This is a genomic window from Gilliamella sp. Pas-s25, from assembly GCF_009795885.1.
Classification (GTDB): domain Bacteria; phylum Pseudomonadota; class Gammaproteobacteria; order Enterobacterales; family Orbaceae; genus Gilliamella.
In genome coordinates this window covers 34,026-49,893 of sequence record NZ_WTEV01000010.1, presented here as the reverse complement: position 1 = coordinate 49,893, position 15,868 = coordinate 34,026, and the positions used below count along the sequence as shown (strand labels likewise).

Below are 15,868 nucleotides of genomic sequence, written 5' to 3'. Positions count from 1 at the left end.
TCTAAAACTAGAACAAAAAACGGTCATTACTAACCGTTTTTCGCTGAATAAATGTAATCTATTGACTTAATTCTATTAATTTTGGTGTGGCTTCTACAGGGATAATTGCACCGCGATATTGTATAACCGTACCTGCAACTAAATGACCTTGTGATGCTGACTGCAAAGGATTTCTTCCACTTAAACGTGCACCAAGGTAGCCTGCACTAAACGAATCTCCCGCAGCGGTAGTATCAATCACTTTATCTTTTGGGATTTTATTAGCTGGAACGTCAAAACGACCTTCAGCTGCATCAATAATGCAACTATCGCTACCACGTTTAATAACAATTTCAGTTACACCAAATTTTTTTGTACGTTCAATAACTTGCTCATAAGGCAATTTGCCCCATAACAAATCTTCGTCATCTAACGTCAAAAATGCAATATCGGTAACGCTAAGAATATCGGCATAAACACTACGAGCCAAATCAAGACTACGCCATAAACGTGGGCGGAAGTTATTATCAAAAATAACTTTACCGCCATTGGCCTTAACGCATTTTAAAAGTTCTAATAATTTAAGGATGCTTTCAGCATCTAAAATAGCGATACTAATACCACTCAAATACACATAATCATATTGAGCAATTTGCTGGGTTATCTTATCTGTTTCGGCTGTTTGCAACCAAAATTTAGCTGCAGCATCATTACGCCAATAATAAAAAGAACGCTCACCCTGCTCATCGGTCACAATAGAATAAAGACCAGGCATCTTATCTGACATTCTTTGCACTAAATCAGTTTGAATATTTTCTTTTTGCCAATTATCTAACATCTCTTGACTAAAAGGATCAGTACCGAGCCCTGTCACATAATGAATCGAAAAATTATTGCCTTTTAATAAACGAGATAAATAAACAGATGTATTGAGCGTATCACCACCAAAGCTACGCGTAGTCGAGTCTTGTTTGATCGACAATTCAATCATACATTCGCCGATCACAGCGATATTTGTCGTCATATTATACCTATATCCTTAATCTAATTATAAATAATCCAGTGCTATTTTCACCACAACTTTGCGAACTGTTTCAATTTTATTACCAACAGCACAAAGCGGCTTATGTACCTCATTGGGTAAAAACACAATAAAATCATTTTGTTGTAATATTAACATGGTTTCTTCTTTTGGTGTTTCAACAAAAGCAATATCGTTTTCTGCCAATTTATTGTCTAACACTTTGGTATAGGGTGGTAACGTGCTCACAGCCATTCCCTCTTGCCCTGCCAAGACAATCTGAACATCGATATATTTTTCATGATATTCCGGCTTAGCATCATAAATATGACGCGTTTGACTATCAGACACCATAAAGAACATCTTATCGCCATCAATATCATAACGCCCTATAGGTGTATTAATATTAACGTTGTCTTTAATATATTCAATAGATTGTTTTATTTTGGAAGGTAAATAAGGAACTAACCTTAAATGATTAATATTACCTAAAATCATACTAAAAGATCCTTAAAATATTGATGAAAATAAATACCGACAATTAAATTACTCACAACTAACATACACCATGATAATCTAATTTAATTGATAAAGAGTATATACTTAAGTAATCTGTTTTTGTAGATCATTTGTTAATAAGTTTTATGTTTTTATCGGAATGATATAACTTGGAGATCATTACAAAAAAAGTAAACAGACTGAAGATTTTTTATAATAAATTTAGAAAAAATCAAGGATATTAGTACCATTCACTCCTTTTCCAGTATTATATCTATCGGCCGACCATTTTAATTTTTTATTATATATCAATTTGTTGCAAATAACTTTGCCTTGGTTCGTTATTCTAACGTATTTTTGCCCGACACAATTTTTTACCTTTTTGCTTTTTAACTTAGGTGCCTAGTTTTGTAAAAATAATTCAGGATTCTATACCGTTTAAATAAAAAACATTTATTTTTTTAATGAGTTATTGTTAGTGTATGCAAAAAAACCGCCTATTACAAAATTATTTTTACAGAATGACTATGACCGCCTTGATAACCTCATTGCCGAAAATGCGGAAAAAACCACAGTCTAGTCACCCACTATAAATACGACTGCCGACACAGTTAATCAAAGTGATTAAGCCGATGGGGCTAATTATTAGCTACACTGATGATGCTTTTAATCGGCGTACCAGCAAAACCGTAGATGGTAAAACCACAGAGTTTTTTATTCGTCTCATCCATGATACTAATAATCAAGACTACACTATAATCGCTACCGTTATAACGCCCGCTCTATATCAGCCAAGACCCAATAGAACACGCCGGCGATGAAAACGCCTATAGCTACATCCCTACTAAACCACTGGCTTGGATTACCCGCAAATTTTCCCTGTCTGAGAAATAAATGGGACAAAAATATATCGAAAAGGACAAGTTGATGGAACACCGGGGCATGACCCGTTTTCGGAGGCCATCATCAATAAACTTGCTATGTCTGGTCAGTTCAAACAAATATATTTTAATTGCTTATGTAACCGTGCTCTAAGTGAAAGTAAATCTACACGCAGACCACCGTTTATCCACCTATCTAATGTCAATTTAGGCAACTTTACGCTTTATCGATTAAACATTTTAAGTTGTTAAATAAAAAATAATTTTATTCTTAAACGGTATAGACTCCTGAATATTTTTAACAAGAATTTCGTCTTTTTTAATAAAGAAATACCCTGTTTTATTGATGACTATGTTATAACTATAAGAAATTTAATGATTAATTGGTAGAATAAAAAAAGCGCAATATTCTCTATCTTATTTTTAATATTAATTCAATAAAAACAATGCATTATAAAACCATTGATATTTTAATAATAATTGAAAAAGTTGGTAGAAATTTAAACTAAAATATTTTAATTATAAAACAAAATGTTATAATTGGTCTGTTCCCTATGCACATAGGGATAAACCGTAGTTGAAAGCATCAGAGATCATACAGATTTACTGTTCCCTATGCACATAGGGATAAACCGATGCTATAAATTCAAACATATTTGCTCCTATTCTGTTCCCTATGCACATAGGGATAAACCGTTGAACATGAAGGATTGACTGTTGAGTCAAGTACTGTTCCCTATGCACATAGGGATAAACCGTATCCTGTACATGCGAAAGAGTTGGACGGAAACTGTTCCCTATGCACATAGGGATAAACCTGGTTTATAATATAGAATCTTCTAGCAAAACACCTGTTCCCTATGCACATAGGGATAAACCGTATCCTTATTCTAATTTGTTCAGCCCATTCTACTGTTCCCTATGCACATAGGGATAAACCGAAAAAAATAGCTGAAATGGACGGTAAACATTCCTGTTCCCTATGCACATAGGGATAAACCGCTTGGGCTGCCATAACTTCTTCTAGTCGAACTCTGTTCCCTATGCACATAGGGATAAACCGCCGGATTTTGGGCTTTTTAAAAAACACCCCACTGCTCGCTATCAAAATAGTTTTTTGCCTGTCATTACTGAATATGCTCAAAAACATATAGGTTACATGTTTTTTCATTAGATTAAGTGTGTAGTCTTTACTGAAACATGGGGATTTCATGAAATTTTTGACAAAATGATGCAATTTGCATACTTTCTGATTTATTTATATCTAAATGCTTTTTATCGTGGTAAATACGCTGTTTTTTAGTGGCTCTATTTTATAGAAATTACTCCAACCAACTAGCTTCTCATTTTTGGTATTTATAAAATAAAAAAACAGCCTGTTTTTAGGCTGTTTGTTTAAATTTTTAAACTAGTTTTAGAAACGGTTAGCTATTCCCACTCTATAGTCGCCGGCGGTTTTCCGCTTATATCATATACGACACGAGAAATACCATTGACTTCGTTGATGATTCGATTAGATACGCGCCCTAAGAAGTCATAAGGTAAATGAGCCCAGTGAGCGGTCATAAAATCGACAGTCTCAACCGCTCGCAGTGAAACGACCCAGTCGTATTTGCGACCGTCACCCATTACACCAACCGAGCGTACAGGTAAAAATACGGTAAAGGCTTGGCTGACTTTGTGGTATAGGTCTGCCTTATATAGCTCTTCAATAAAGATGGCATCGGCTTTGCGTAATAAGTCGCAATATTCTTTTTTAACTTCACCAAGTACTCGTACGCCTAAGCCTGGTCCTGGGAATGGGTGACGATAAAGCATATCGTAAGGTAAGCCAAGTTCTAAGCCCACTTTGCGCACTTCGTCTTTAAATAGTTCTCGCAAAGGTTCGACTAAGCCCATTTTCATATCTTCGGGTAAGCCACCAACATTATGATGTGATTTAATTACATGAGCTTTGCCGGTATCAGCAGCTGCCGATTCAATAACATCGGGATAAATAGTGCCTTGAGCCAGCCATTTTACATCTTTTAATTTTGCTGCTTCTTCATCAAAAACAGCAACAAATTCACGTCCGATAATTTTACGTTTTGCTTCAGGATCTGCCTCACCTTTTAGTGCAGCTAAAAAGCGCTCTTCGGCATTTACTGCAATAATATTTAAGCCAAATTTATTACCAAACATATCCATAACTTGTTGTGCTTCGTTCAAGCGTAACAACCCATGATCGACAAATACGCAAGTTAACTGATCGCCAATGGCTTGATGCAATAGCAACGCTGTAACTGAAGAATCCACTCCACCTGATAAACCAAGTAATACTTTGTCATTACCAACCTGTTCTTTAATGCGCGCAATAGCATCAGTAATGATTGAAGATGGTGTCCAAAGTTTTTCGCAGTGACAGATATCAATCACAAAACGTTGCAACAACTCGAAACCTTTAACAGTGTGAGTCACTTCTGGGTGGAATTGAACACCATAAAATTGTTTTTCGTCATTAGCCATAATAGCAAATGGGCAAGTTTCAGTGCGACCAATCAGGGTAAAACAGTCAGGCAAGGCTGTTACTTTGTCACCGTGGCTCATCCAGACATCAAGTTGATTAATGCCTTGTTCACTTGTACTATCCAATATGCCATCAGTTAATTTTGACGATCCCACAAGATCCACTTTAGCATAACCAAATTCACGTTGGTTAGAGCCAGTAACTTGACCGCCCTTACCAACTTGAATTGCCATAGTTTGCATACCATAACAAACACCCAAAACAGGTACGCCGGCATTAAAGACATACTCGGGAGCACGAGGGCTATTAGCTTCTGTGGTACTTTCAGGACCACCTGATAAAATAATACCTTTAGGATTAAATTGTTTAATTTTTTCTTCTGATACATCCCACGGCCAAAGTTCACAGTACACACCAATTTCACGAATTCTACGAGCAATTAATTGAGTAACTTGTGAACCAAAATCGAGGATTAATATGCGCTGTTGGTGGATGTCTTTTTTCATCAATTTTATTCCTAAACTATGAACTAATACAAAATTAGGCTGATATTGTACCATTTACCAAATAAATTGAGAGCATTAATTAAAAACAATTATAAATATTTTATATTATTAATAATGTTGAAATCATCTTATTACAAAATTCAATAACAGGGTCATCAAATTCACCTTGTAATAAGTCAACAAATCAAAAATTGAATTGTCTTTACTTAATTAGTAAGCATACTTATAATAAGTTAACTTATTAAAAGGAGACGCTATGAATACCATTTCAATTTCTTTCATATTACCAACCAAAGCTAAACCAACTCAAATTTGGCAATACTATACTGATCTTAATTTAAGAAAATTATGGGAAACTGATCTTGAAGACTTTCGTATATTTGGTGACTTAAAAACAGGGTCTAAAGGTATTTTCAAATTACAAAATATACCGGAAATGGAAGTGACTTTATCAAAGATTATTGATGAGCAAGAATTTACAGAACAATTTGATATGCCTGAAATAGGTTTACTGTTTTTCTCACATCAAATTATTGAAATATCGCATAATCAATATGCTTTAAAATCAGAAATTTCTCTAAAACCGGATTCAAAAATGGACACTAAAGCATCCTATGATTTTATAAAACAGATTTCAGATGATATTATTGATAAAACTTACAAATTAAATGGCTTAGTTGAAGGGTAAATTATGACAAAGGACAATAAGTTTTTAACTCAATTCCAAACTGATTCTGAATCTATTGGTTTTGTTTTTATGAAAACTTATTCGTCCTGGCATACGAATATCAAAAATTGCTTGAAAAAACAGTCTATCACTCATCCTCAATTTATAGTGCTTGCAACGCTTGCTTATCTATCACAGCAACCAGACGAAATAACACAAGTTATTTTATCAAATAAAACAAATATCGATGTGATGACAATTTCCCAAATATTAGAGAATTTAGAAAAAAAGGATTATATAAAGCGCTCTTGCTCAATTAAAGATAGTCGAGCAAAATCCATTCAATTAACCCAAAAAGGATTGAATAAAGCAAATGAAACTGTACCTTTGGTTGAACAAATAGATAAAGATTTTTTTTCAACATTACAAGGTGATAAAGAACAATTTATGAAAATGTTATTAACCCTATTAAAAACCAACATGGAGGGATAAAATCATTTATAAATTTTTATTATTTATTGTTTTTATCAACTTTGAATGCTTGGACTTGACTTAAAATAAGTTTTTGAAGAACTCATCACCAATTTCTAGCACAAAATACGCTAAAACTCAATCGCGATAACTCAAGCATTTAAACTCATTACTTGACTAAATTTAATTAAAAAAAGGTGATATTGCATCACCTTTATCTATAGTTAAAACGTTTTGCTAAATTTATTTTGCAGCGTTTTGTTCTTGTGCTGATTGAATTGCGGTTAATGCAATAGTGTAGACAATATCATCAACTAATGCACCACGAGACAAATCATTCACAGGTTTACGCATACCTTGTAGCATTGGACCAATCGAAACAAGATCAGCTGAACGTTGTACAGCTTTATAAGTAGTATTACCTGTATTAAGATCAGGGAAGATAAATACTGTTGCTTTACCTGCTACTTGTGAATTTGGTGCTTTCGATTTTGCTACATCAGGCATTACCGCAGCATCATATTGCAATGGACCGTCGATCATAAGATCTGGACGTTTTTCTTGAGCAATGCGAGTTGCTTCTTTCACTTTTTCAACATCAGCACCTTGACCTGAACTACCTGTTGAATAAGAGATCATCGCAACGCGTGGTTCAATACCAAAGGCGATTGCTGTATCGGCTGATTGAATCGCAATTTCAGCCAATTCTTGCGCATTTGGATCTGGATTAATTGCACAGTCACCATAAATATACACTTGATCAGGCATTAACATAAAAAATACTGATGAAACAAGTGAACTACCCGGTGCAGTTTTAATTAATTGTAATGGTGGACGGATAGTATTAGCCGTTGTATGCACAGCACCTGATACTAAACCATCAACTTCATTTGCTTCAAGCATCATTGTACCAAGTACTACGTTATCAGCTAATTGCTCACGAGCAATCACTTCTGTCATACCTTTATTTTTACGTAATTCAACTAAACGAGGCACATATTTTTCACGAATTAATTCAGGATCAACAATTTCAACACCTTGACCTAAATTCACGCCTTGTGAAGCGGCAACTTTACGCACTTCGTCAGGATTACCAATCAATACGCATTTAGCGATATTACGCTCAGCACAAATTGCAGCTGCTTTAACTGTTCTTGGTTCATCACCTTCTGGTAATACCACTACTTTTTTCGCATTACGTGCAAGTTCAGTTAATTGATAACGGAATGCAGGTGGCGACAAGCGACGTGCAGAATTCACCACTTCATTTAATGATTTAACCCATTTAGCATCGATATGGTCAGCCACATAATTTTGGGTATTTTCCATACGTTCTTTATCATCAACAGGAATTTCTAAATTGAATTGTTGTAAGTTAATGGACGTTTGGAAAGTGTTAGTTTTAACTGTAAATACAGGTAACCCCGTATCAAAAGCAGGTTGGCATAATTTTGCGATTTTTTCGTCGATTTCGTAACCACCGGTTAAAAGCACACCACCAATAGCCACACCATTCATAGCTGCTAAACTAATCGTCACTAATACATCAGCGCGATCAGCAGAAGTCACTAACAGTGCATTTGGTTGTAGATGACTAATAATGTTAGGCACACTACGTGAGCAGAAAGAGATATGTTTAATGCGGCGGTTTTTGATATCACCTTCATTAATAATTTTTGCATCAAAATGTTTCGCTATATCAATAGAACGACAAGCACTTAAATCCATATTCCAAGGAATACATCCAAGTACTGGCAATGGGCTATGTGCATTTAAATCATCGATAGTGATTTTTTTATCATCAAATTTAGGGGTGTGATAAATTTCAGCAACATCAGGACGAGCAAGGCTTTGTTCTTCAACTGGCGCATTGACTTTATTAACAATCACACCAACGATTTTTTCGTTTTTAATGCCACCAAAATTAGAACGAGCAATCTCAATACGATCTCTAAGTTGTTCAGGCGTATCTTTACCCATGTTGACCACAAAAATAATTTCGGCACCAAGGGTTTTAGCGATATTATTATTAAGCTCATTGGCAAAAGGATAATCTGATGTTGGTACAATGCCTTCAACCAAAACAACATCAGCACCTTTCGTGTTTTCAGCATAAAGGGCTACGATCTCTTCCATTAACACATCTTGTTGATTTAAACCTAATAGGTTTTCAACATGGCTCATTTTAAGTGGTTTTAGTGTTGGAATTGAAGTGTTATGACTAACTAAAGTTGTCGTATTGTCTGGCGCATCACCACCCGCTCTAGGTTGTGCTACTGGCTTGAACACGTTTAAGTTAATACCTTGACGCTCCATAGCTCGAATAACACCAAGGCTCACCCCCGTTAATCCAACATTGGTACCAGTTGGAATGAGCATAATAGTACGAGACATAATTGTTACCTCTTAATTCTTTATTGTATAAAAACAAACCGCCATTTAGGCGGTTTTAAATATTTATTACGCAGTTAGGCGCGCAGCATCTTGAGCGATGACTAGTTCTTCATTGGTTGGAATGACCATCGCAATAGCTGAACCATCTTTAGTGATTGTGCCACCTTTACCAAAACGTGCAGCTAAGTTACGCTCTTGGTCAAGTTCGAAACCAAGAATAGTTAATTTTTGTAATGCCATACGACGCACTTCTTCAGCATTTTCACCAATACCACCAGTAAAGATAATAGCATCTAAACGACCGTCTAAAAGCATTGCATAACCACCGATATATTTTACTAAACGATGAACAAACACATCTAAAGCATTTTTAGCGTTTTCGTCTTGCTCGTAATTATCAGTAACATAACGACAGTCACTACTTACACCCGTTAAACCTAATAAACCTGATTTTTTATTTAACAGATTATTAATATCCGCAACAGACATTTTTAAATTGTCATGTAAGAAGAACATAATCGCTGGATCGATATCACCACTTCGTGTCCCCATCACTAAACCTTCAAGTGGTGTTAGGCCCATTGAAGTTTCAACACATTTACCGTTTTTAACAGCAGTGATTGATGCACCATTGCCTAAGTGACAAGTAATTACATTTGTTTCTTCAACGGGTTTATTTAATAATTTGGCTGCTTGTTGGCTTACATAATAGTGACTTGTACCATGTGCACCATAACGACGGATACCGTGTTTGGTGTATAATTCATTCGGAATCGCGTATAAATAAGCTTCTTTTGGCATTGTAGTATGGAAAGCTGTATCAAATACCGCCACGTTTTTATTTTTTAAGTGTGGAAACGCAGCAAACGCTTCACGAATACCGATTAAATGTGCAGGATTATGTAATGGAGCAAAAGCTGCTGCATCTTCAATACCTTTTAATACTGAATCATCGATAACCACTGATTGAGTGTATTTTTCACCACCGTGAACAATACGATGACCAATAGACTTAATACTATCTAATAATTCTGGTTTTTGTGGGAAGATACTATTAACAATAAATTTAATTGCTTCACTATGTGCAGCACCTGCACCTAAAGATGCTTCACCTTTAACGCCATCAAGTTTCCACTTAATACGTGCATCAGGCAGGTTAAAACATTCGGCTAATCCAGAAAGAAACTCATCACCGTTTTCAGGGTTTATAATAGCAAATTTTAATGATGAACTTCCGCAATTAAGAACAAGAGCGTTATTACTTGATGACATAGTAATTCCTATAGATTGAATAAAAAGATATATACCAATCAAAATTGGTAACTCTGCACATGATTTAAAAATCAATGTGACTACGCTAAGGTGACTTCTGATATCTTACTTTTTGAGATAGAATAAAAAGAGTCCCCAATTTGAATAGTACTATTTTAAGATAATAAGAAGTGAATGTCGAGGAGTCACAAAAATATGAATCTAATAAACACATTTAAAGCTGGGCAAAGATATATGAAGCTTTGCCCGACAGATAAACAACTTGCGCATTCATTTCCTGAATTAAAAATCATTAACCACATAAAAACCGCAACTCAATACTTACCCCCTATCGTTGTTGGTTTGTTGGTTTGGCAATATTATATGCCAGTATCAATTGCGGTCACGGCAATAACCATACTATTTACCTTAAGCCTGCCTATACAGGGGATTTTTTGGTTAGGAAAACGTGCCCTATCACCCCTACCCCTTAACTTAATTGACTGTTATAACCAATTACAAATAAAATTAATAGCTAAAAAAATCATCACTGAAAATAGTATACAAGATAACAAATTGACATTTGAAGCATTTATGAAACTTATCAATCTAGCTAAATTGCACTTAGGCGATTATTTTGGTCAAGATGATGATACTCCACCTTATAACAAAGACTAACTGCAATGGCAAATTTACTCACTACACTACAAAAACAAATTGATCAATTAGAACAACAAGTTCATTTGGCAAACGAACAGAAATTTAAAGAGCCTTATTTTGACGAACAACTTTTTCATACCAATAAAATTGTCACAGATAAAACGTTTTACCTTGAAAAGGTCAAACAAACGTATCAAGCATTAGTCACAAATATCGAATCAGAAAAAATTGAGCAAATTACTTTTTTATCAGAAACATTAATCAACCAAATGGCAGCCCTGACGCGCGAACTTGCCACTCATAATTTGCGTCAAAAAGAACCCAAAGCCATTATTGAAGAAACCCTAGCCCAAAAACACATGCGCCATTTAGATTATTTGCGCCGATTGCAAGAGATGAAATACGAGCTAGAACTATCGCAAGACGTCATCAACCAAAGCAAAATAGCCGCGCTTGATAACCGAATTTACCGTTGTGAACAAGCAATTAAGAAGATTGAATTAGAAATTGAAAATGATGGATGAATTTAAGATAAGTTTATATTTAACCCGATGATAAAATAAGGCTCAGCACTACCTATAAGATTATATTAGTATATAGCCAAATTAGATTGACAAAAACCTGTTACAAAATCCATTAACTCCAAAATAATATCTTCATTATTAGTATATCTTAAGTTTTGCAAGCACGCATACATGCAATCTTTTGATATACCTTTATTTTTGAAATAGACCAATGTTTTTCTAATGTCTAATAGGTTGTGATTTTCGGATATTTGTTGTGCGATACAATCCATAAATGTTTGTTGATAGAGTATATTATCATTCAGATTTTTATTCACTAATGATTACCTTTACCGAACTATGTAAAAAAACGTTGTTAATATATGTTATTAACAACGTTTTATCAATTTCACTAAATTCAATAATCATTTTTTTAGCCCGTACTTGTTCGGTGTTATGCTTATTTATCTCTATGGTAAGTGTGTTTGTTTTCAAAACGATACGTTTAATCGCTTTAGCCACTTCCATCCCAGTTAGATGCGTTTGAATACCGATTGATTCATCAACATCACCCTCATCATATCGAGATAAGATTAAGTAATGGTTGGGGGATATTGGATCGTCACTGATGCCAATAATAAACACCCCATTTTCGGTATAACAGTTAATGGTAGTTGCTAAAAATTTTATTTCACTATTCGTTATATTTTCTTTCATTTCGTGTTTCTTGATAACATTTACATTAGTGCTTGTAATTATCAGCTCTTAACATTATCCAAAATAAAAAGGTTTAAACAACCTTAGTCTAGTTATTTACTATAATGTTATCTAATACCTTTTTGGTAATGATAGTGTTCAAGCATTTGCTCATTATTTTGTATACACCAATCATAACCACCAATATCTATTGGCATTTTAGTTAAAACGCCAGTTAATTTATTAAGCTTTACCCAATTATCCGCATTTTCCAGAGATGAAAACACCGCAGACACCATTGAAACGTCATCTCGCTTAAAAACCCACACCCAACGATACTCTTTCATACTATTTCACCTAATAACTCATCTATTCATTTTCCAACTTAGTAAAGATAACCAGCTAAATAATCACGCATAATTTTATACACAAATTTGTCTTTATGCTAATAAACCGTGTTAGGTTGAATCTTGTTCAATAATCTACTTATATACTCTTTTATTTAACAACATCTTGATTAATCATTCCCATAATGAAAATTTTAATAAAATCGCTGCTAGTTTCCATTCACTGTAAATATTCCAATAAAATATTTTGTTATTCCTAATGCAACCCCATATAAATGGATTATATTCTTTCATTCTAAAACATGTAAACGGTATGCTTTTTATATTCAAAGCAACGATTGATTTTATTTACAAGAAAGTCAATTGTCTAAGCTAAAAACGATCATTTTCACTCATCACTTCTACTTATTTTGTAACCAATAGCAACTTTACTTAACTATTAATTTTCAAAAATAGACATTGTTCTTATGTCCAAAATGAATATTGATATAATAATTAATTAGTACCATCTTTTTTCGTTCTATTTATAATAAGTATTATTAGCAAAACAACATCATGCTATTTCCTTTATAGCAATTAACAAGGATTCTAATATGAGTAAAATATTTGATGATAATTCACAAACCATTGGTCATACGCCACTGGTTCGTTTAAAACATTTTGGTCATGGTAACATATTAGCAAAAGTCGAATCGCGCAACCCTAGTTTTAGTGTGAAATGTCGTATTGCTTCAAATATGATTTGGGATGCTGAAAAACGCGGTTTATTAACCTCTGATGTTGAATTAATCGAACCAACAAGCGGTAATACAGGTATTGCACTAGCGGCTGTTGCTGCTGCTCGTGGCTATAAATTAACATTAACCATGCCTGAAAGCATGAGCATTGAACGCCGAAAACTGCTAAAAGCCTTAGGTGCAAATTTGATTTTAACTGAAGCAGCCAAGGGGATGAAAGGCGCAATCGAAAAAGCCGAAGAAATCGTGGCAAGTGATCCTAAAAAAAACCTTATGCTACAACAATTTAGTAATCCTGCTAATCCAGAAATCCACGAAAAAACAACGGGACCAGAAATATGGCAAGATACCAATGGTCAAATCGATATTTTTATTGCTGGTGTCGGAACAGGCGGTACATTCACTGGCGTAACGCGTTACATCAAAAAAACACAAGGCAAAAATATTACTGCGGTTGCCGTTGAACCAACAAATTCACCCGTTATTAGCCAAGCACTAGCAGGCGAAACTATTAAGCCAGGACCACATAAAATTCAGGGCATTGGGGCTGGTTTTATTCCTGCAAACCTTGATTTAAGTTTAATTGATATAGTCGAAAAAGTATCAAACGAAGACGCTATCGAAACAGCACGCGAATTGATGGAAAAAGAAGGCATATTAGCTGGGATATCATCGGGCGCTGCCGTTTTTGCTGCCGATCGCTTAGCAAAATTACCTGAATATGCCAGCAAAACCATTGTGGTGATTTTGCCATCTTCTGGCGAGCGTTATTTAAGTACCGATTTATTTAGTGGTATTTTTACTGAAAAAGAACTCGGTTAACTCAAAATTAATAATATAAAATCAGTAATAAAAAACGTGATTCATCCAATAATCACGTTTTTATTAACATTAAATCGCTCACAACCTTAACCTAATTATCTTGAATAATGCCAAAATGGCGATACGCATGTGGTGTTGCGATTCTGCCACGAGGTGTTCGTTGAATATAACCTTGTTGAATTAAAAACGGCTCGAGAACATCTTCTATCGTTTCGCGCTCTTCACCAATGGCCGCGGCAATGTTATCTAATCCGACTGGACCACCCATGAATTTTTCGATAATAGCCAGCAACAATTTACGATCCATATAATCAAAACCCTCATTATCAACATCAAGCATATCCAGCGCTTGAGTTGCGATTTTTTTGTCGATAACCCCTTTTGATTTTACATCGGCATAATCGCGCACACGGCGCAAAAGACGATTGGCAATTCGCGGTGTACCACGAGAACGTTTAGCAATTAAATGTGCACCTTCATCTGACAAATCCATACCTAAAAATTTAGCGCTACGGCTAACAATATATTCTAAATCCTCAACCCGATAAAACTCAAGGCGCTGCACAATACCAAACCTATCCCGCAGTGGCGAAGTTAACGATCCGGCGCGAGTTGTTGCACCAACTAATGTAAAAGGAGGAAGATCAATTTTGATTGAACGCGCTGCTGGCCCTTCGCCAATCATAATATCTAATTGGTAGTCTTCCATTGCGGGATATAAAATTTCTTCAACGACAGGGGAAAGACGGTGGATCTCGTCAATAAACAGCACATCGTTAGGCTCTAAATTGGTCAGCATGGCGGCTAAATCGCCGGCCTTTTCTAATACAGGGCCTGATGTAGTGCGTAAATTAACATTCATTTCGTTCGCTACAATATTGGCTAACGTTGTTTTACCAAGACCTGGAGGACCAAATATAAGCACATGGTCGAGCGCATCATGGCGCTGTTTAGCGGCTTGAATAAAGATTTTCATCTGTTCGCGAACTTGCGGTTGACCTATATAGTCGTCCAAAGATTTAGGACGAATTGCACGATCTAATGATTCTTCTTCTTTTTGCACTTGTGGGGCAATTAAACGATCCGCTTCAATCATAATCAATCCCTATTTATAATGCTGATTTTAAGGCTTCACGAATCAGCGTTTCGCAATCCATGTCAGGAATAATCACTTTATTAATAATACGGCTAGCTTCTTGTGGTTTGTAACCTAATGCAATTAAAGCCGAAACCGCCTCACTTTCAATTTGATTAGCCGTTTTTTGAATGCTACCAGTTTCAACAATCAAGCTAGAACTTGACGATTGTTCACCAAAATGTTTAATGCGATCTTTCATTTCAACAATTAACCGCTGTGCAGTTTTATTGCCCACGCCGGGCAGTTTAACTAAAGTTTTAATTTCACCTTGTTCAACAGCACTAATAAATTGCGACGCTGACATGCCTGATAAAATGGCTAATGCCAATTTTGGTCCCACGCCATTAACTTTAATAAGTTCACGAAACAATTCACGCTCTTGTTCTTGATTAAAACCATACAATACTTGCGCATCTTCACGTACGGCAAAATGGGTTAACACAATGACTTCTTGCCCGTTTTCGGGCAATTCATAAAAACAGGTCATCGGCATAAATACATCATAACCAACGCCAGCGACTTCAATCAGCACTTTAGGGGGTTGCTTTTCAATAATGGTGCCACGTAAACGACCAATCACAATATATCCTTAATAATAAAGCGTAACAAATAAGCAAATAATAAGGTGTAGTTTACCTGATAGCAAAAAAATAATAAAGAAAAACTGTATAAATAGACAGTTAAATCAAATATTAATTACAGCAAATATCATTTAACTAAATGATATATGGAGCAAATTTATATATAATACTGGTAAAAATAGTTGATTTGTTTATAGACGTTGTAATTAT

At 35.1% G+C, this 15,868-nt stretch carries 15 protein-coding genes and 1 CRISPR repeat array; of the genes, 6 read left to right on the top strand and 9 right to left on the bottom strand.

Annotated elements, in window-relative coordinates:
• Nucleotides 1–58: 58 nt before the first annotated feature.
• On the bottom strand, nt 59–1,003 hold the full coding sequence (locus GQ593_RS06550; protein ID WP_160431320.1) for a sugar kinase: 945 nt from the start codon (nt 1,001–1,003) through the stop codon (nt 59–61).
• 24 nt (nt 1,004–1,027) lie between these two features.
• On the bottom strand, nt 1,028–1,498 hold the full coding sequence (locus tag GQ593_RS06545) for a YhcH/YjgK/YiaL family protein (RefSeq protein WP_160431319.1): 471 nt from the start codon (nt 1,496–1,498) through the stop codon (nt 1,028–1,030).
• A 632-nt stretch (nt 1,499–2,130) separates the two neighbouring features.
• On the opposite strand from GQ593_RS06545, the gene GQ593_RS06540 reads away from it, so the two are divergent.
• Nucleotides 2,131–2,319 (top strand): hypothetical protein, encoded by a 189-nt coding sequence (locus GQ593_RS06540; protein WP_160431318.1) that lies wholly within the window; start codon nt 2,131–2,133, stop codon nt 2,317–2,319.
• 605 nt (nt 2,320–2,924) lie between these two features.
• Nucleotides 2,925–3,442: direct repeats of the CRISPR family, unit length 29 nt; unit sequence CTGTTCCCTATGCACATAGGGATAAACCG.
• Between the two features lie 365 nt (nt 3,443–3,807).
• Here the strand turns inward: GQ593_RS06540 and guaA are convergent.
• On the bottom strand, nt 3,808–5,391 hold the full coding sequence (guaA, locus tag GQ593_RS06535) for a glutamine-hydrolyzing GMP synthase (RefSeq protein ID WP_160431317.1): 1,584 nt from the start codon (nt 5,389–5,391) through the stop codon (nt 3,808–3,810).
• A 256-nt stretch (nt 5,392–5,647) separates the two neighbouring features.
• Between guaA and GQ593_RS06530 the strand changes: the two genes are divergently transcribed.
• Nucleotides 5,648–6,079: a hypothetical protein gene (locus GQ593_RS06530; protein ID WP_160431316.1), complete on the top strand. Its 432-nt coding sequence runs from the start codon at nt 5,648–5,650 to the stop codon at nt 6,077–6,079.
• A gap of 3 nt (nt 6,080–6,082) precedes the next feature.
• Nucleotides 6,083–6,550 (top strand): MarR family winged helix-turn-helix transcriptional regulator, encoded by a 468-nt coding sequence (locus GQ593_RS06525; protein WP_085246561.1) that lies wholly within the window; start codon nt 6,083–6,085, stop codon nt 6,548–6,550.
• 222 nt (nt 6,551–6,772) lie between these two features.
• Here the strand turns inward: GQ593_RS06525 and pta are convergent, their stop codons facing one another.
• Both pta and GQ593_RS06515 read right to left on the bottom strand, forming a co-directional pair.
• Nucleotides 6,773–8,923 carry a phosphate acetyltransferase gene (gene pta, locus GQ593_RS06520; protein ID WP_160431315.1) on the bottom strand — a complete coding sequence of 717 codons (2,151 nt, stop codon included), beginning with the start codon at nt 8,921–8,923 and terminating at the stop codon, nt 6,773–6,775.
• 66 nt (nt 8,924–8,989) lie between these two features.
• On the bottom strand, nt 8,990–10,195 hold the full coding sequence (locus GQ593_RS06515; protein WP_160431314.1) for an acetate kinase: 1,206 nt from the start codon (nt 10,193–10,195) through the stop codon (nt 8,990–8,992).
• Nucleotides 10,196–10,390: 195 nt separating this feature from the next.
• Here GQ593_RS06515 and yfbV point away from each other — a divergent pair, with 195 nt between their 5' ends.
• Entirely contained in the window at nt 10,391–10,852 is a 462-nt protein-coding gene (gene yfbV, locus GQ593_RS06510; RefSeq protein WP_160431313.1) for a terminus macrodomain insulation protein YfbV, read from the top strand.
• 5 nt (nt 10,853–10,857) lie between these two features.
• The gene (gene priC / locus GQ593_RS06505; RefSeq protein ID WP_160431312.1) at nt 10,858–11,358 is read left to right on the top strand and encodes a primosomal replication protein PriC; all 501 of its coding nucleotides are present in this window, start codon (nt 10,858–10,860) and stop codon (nt 11,356–11,358) included.
• Between the two features lie 309 nt (nt 11,359–11,667).
• Here the strand turns inward: priC and GQ593_RS06500 are convergent, their stop codons facing one another.
• Both GQ593_RS06500 and GQ593_RS06495 read right to left on the bottom strand, forming a co-directional pair.
• A complete protein-coding gene (locus GQ593_RS06500) occupies nt 11,668–12,054 on the bottom strand; it encodes a hypothetical protein (RefSeq protein ID WP_160431311.1) in 387 nt (128 codons plus the stop codon).
• A 107-nt stretch (nt 12,055–12,161) separates the two neighbouring features.
• Nucleotides 12,162–12,380 carry a DUF7710 domain-containing protein gene (locus GQ593_RS06495; protein WP_065637828.1) on the bottom strand — a complete coding sequence of 73 codons (219 nt, stop codon included), beginning with the start codon at nt 12,378–12,380 and terminating at the stop codon, nt 12,162–12,164.
• A 593-nt stretch (nt 12,381–12,973) separates the two neighbouring features.
• On the opposite strand from GQ593_RS06495, the gene cysK reads away from it, so the two are divergent.
• A complete protein-coding gene (gene cysK / locus GQ593_RS06490; protein ID WP_160431310.1) occupies nt 12,974–13,939 on the top strand; it encodes a cysteine synthase A in 966 nt (321 codons plus the stop codon).
• Between the two features lie 91 nt (nt 13,940–14,030).
• Here the strand turns inward: cysK and ruvB are convergent, their stop codons facing one another.
• Both ruvB and ruvA read right to left on the bottom strand, forming a co-directional pair.
• Nucleotides 14,031–15,035 carry a Holliday junction branch migration DNA helicase RuvB gene (gene ruvB, locus GQ593_RS06485; RefSeq protein ID WP_160431309.1) on the bottom strand — a complete coding sequence of 335 codons (1,005 nt, stop codon included), beginning with the start codon at nt 15,033–15,035 and terminating at the stop codon, nt 14,031–14,033.
• Nucleotides 15,036–15,048: 13 nt separating this feature from the next.
• A complete protein-coding gene (ruvA, locus tag GQ593_RS06480) occupies nt 15,049–15,657 on the bottom strand; it encodes a Holliday junction branch migration protein RuvA (protein ID WP_160431308.1) in 609 nt (202 codons plus the stop codon).
• Nucleotides 15,658–15,868 lie beyond the last annotated feature (211 nt).

What these genes read in the sequence shown, in the direction of transcription:
- GQ593_RS06500 (WP_160431311.1), bottom strand. Translation starts at nt 12,054, where the DNA reads ATGAAAGAAAATATAACGAATAGTGAAATAAAATTTTTAGCAACTACC.
- guaA (WP_160431317.1), bottom strand. Translation starts at nt 5,391, where the DNA reads ATGAAAAAAGACATCCACCAACAGCGCATATTAATCCTCGATTTTGGT.
- pta (WP_160431315.1), bottom strand. Translation starts at nt 8,923, where the DNA reads ATGTCTCGTACTATTATGCTCATTCCAACTGGTACCAATGTTGGATTA.
- GQ593_RS06495 (WP_065637828.1), bottom strand. Translation starts at nt 12,380, where the DNA reads ATGAAAGAGTATCGTTGGGTGTGGGTTTTTAAGCGAGATGACGTTTCA.
- GQ593_RS06540 (WP_160431318.1), top strand. Translation starts at nt 2,131, where the DNA reads ATGGGGCTAATTATTAGCTACACTGATGATGCTTTTAATCGGCGTACC.
- GQ593_RS06550 (WP_160431320.1), bottom strand. Translation starts at nt 1,003, where the DNA reads ATGACGACAAATATCGCTGTGATCGGCGAATGTATGATTGAATTGTCG.
- GQ593_RS06530 (WP_160431316.1), top strand. Translation starts at nt 5,648, where the DNA reads ATGAATACCATTTCAATTTCTTTCATATTACCAACCAAAGCTAAACCA.
- yfbV (WP_160431313.1), top strand. Translation starts at nt 10,391, where the DNA reads ATGAATCTAATAAACACATTTAAAGCTGGGCAAAGATATATGAAGCTT.
- GQ593_RS06515 (WP_160431314.1), bottom strand. Translation starts at nt 10,195, where the DNA reads ATGTCATCAAGTAATAACGCTCTTGTTCTTAATTGCGGAAGTTCATCA.
- ruvB (WP_160431309.1), bottom strand. Translation starts at nt 15,035, where the DNA reads ATGATTGAAGCGGATCGTTTAATTGCCCCACAAGTGCAAAAAGAAGAA.
- cysK (WP_160431310.1), top strand. Translation starts at nt 12,974, where the DNA reads ATGAGTAAAATATTTGATGATAATTCACAAACCATTGGTCATACGCCA.
- GQ593_RS06545 (WP_160431319.1), bottom strand. Translation starts at nt 1,498, where the DNA reads ATGATTTTAGGTAATATTAATCATTTAAGGTTAGTTCCTTATTTACCT.
- priC (WP_160431312.1), top strand. Translation starts at nt 10,858, where the DNA reads ATGGCAAATTTACTCACTACACTACAAAAACAAATTGATCAATTAGAA.
- GQ593_RS06525 (WP_085246561.1), top strand. Translation starts at nt 6,083, where the DNA reads ATGACAAAGGACAATAAGTTTTTAACTCAATTCCAAACTGATTCTGAA.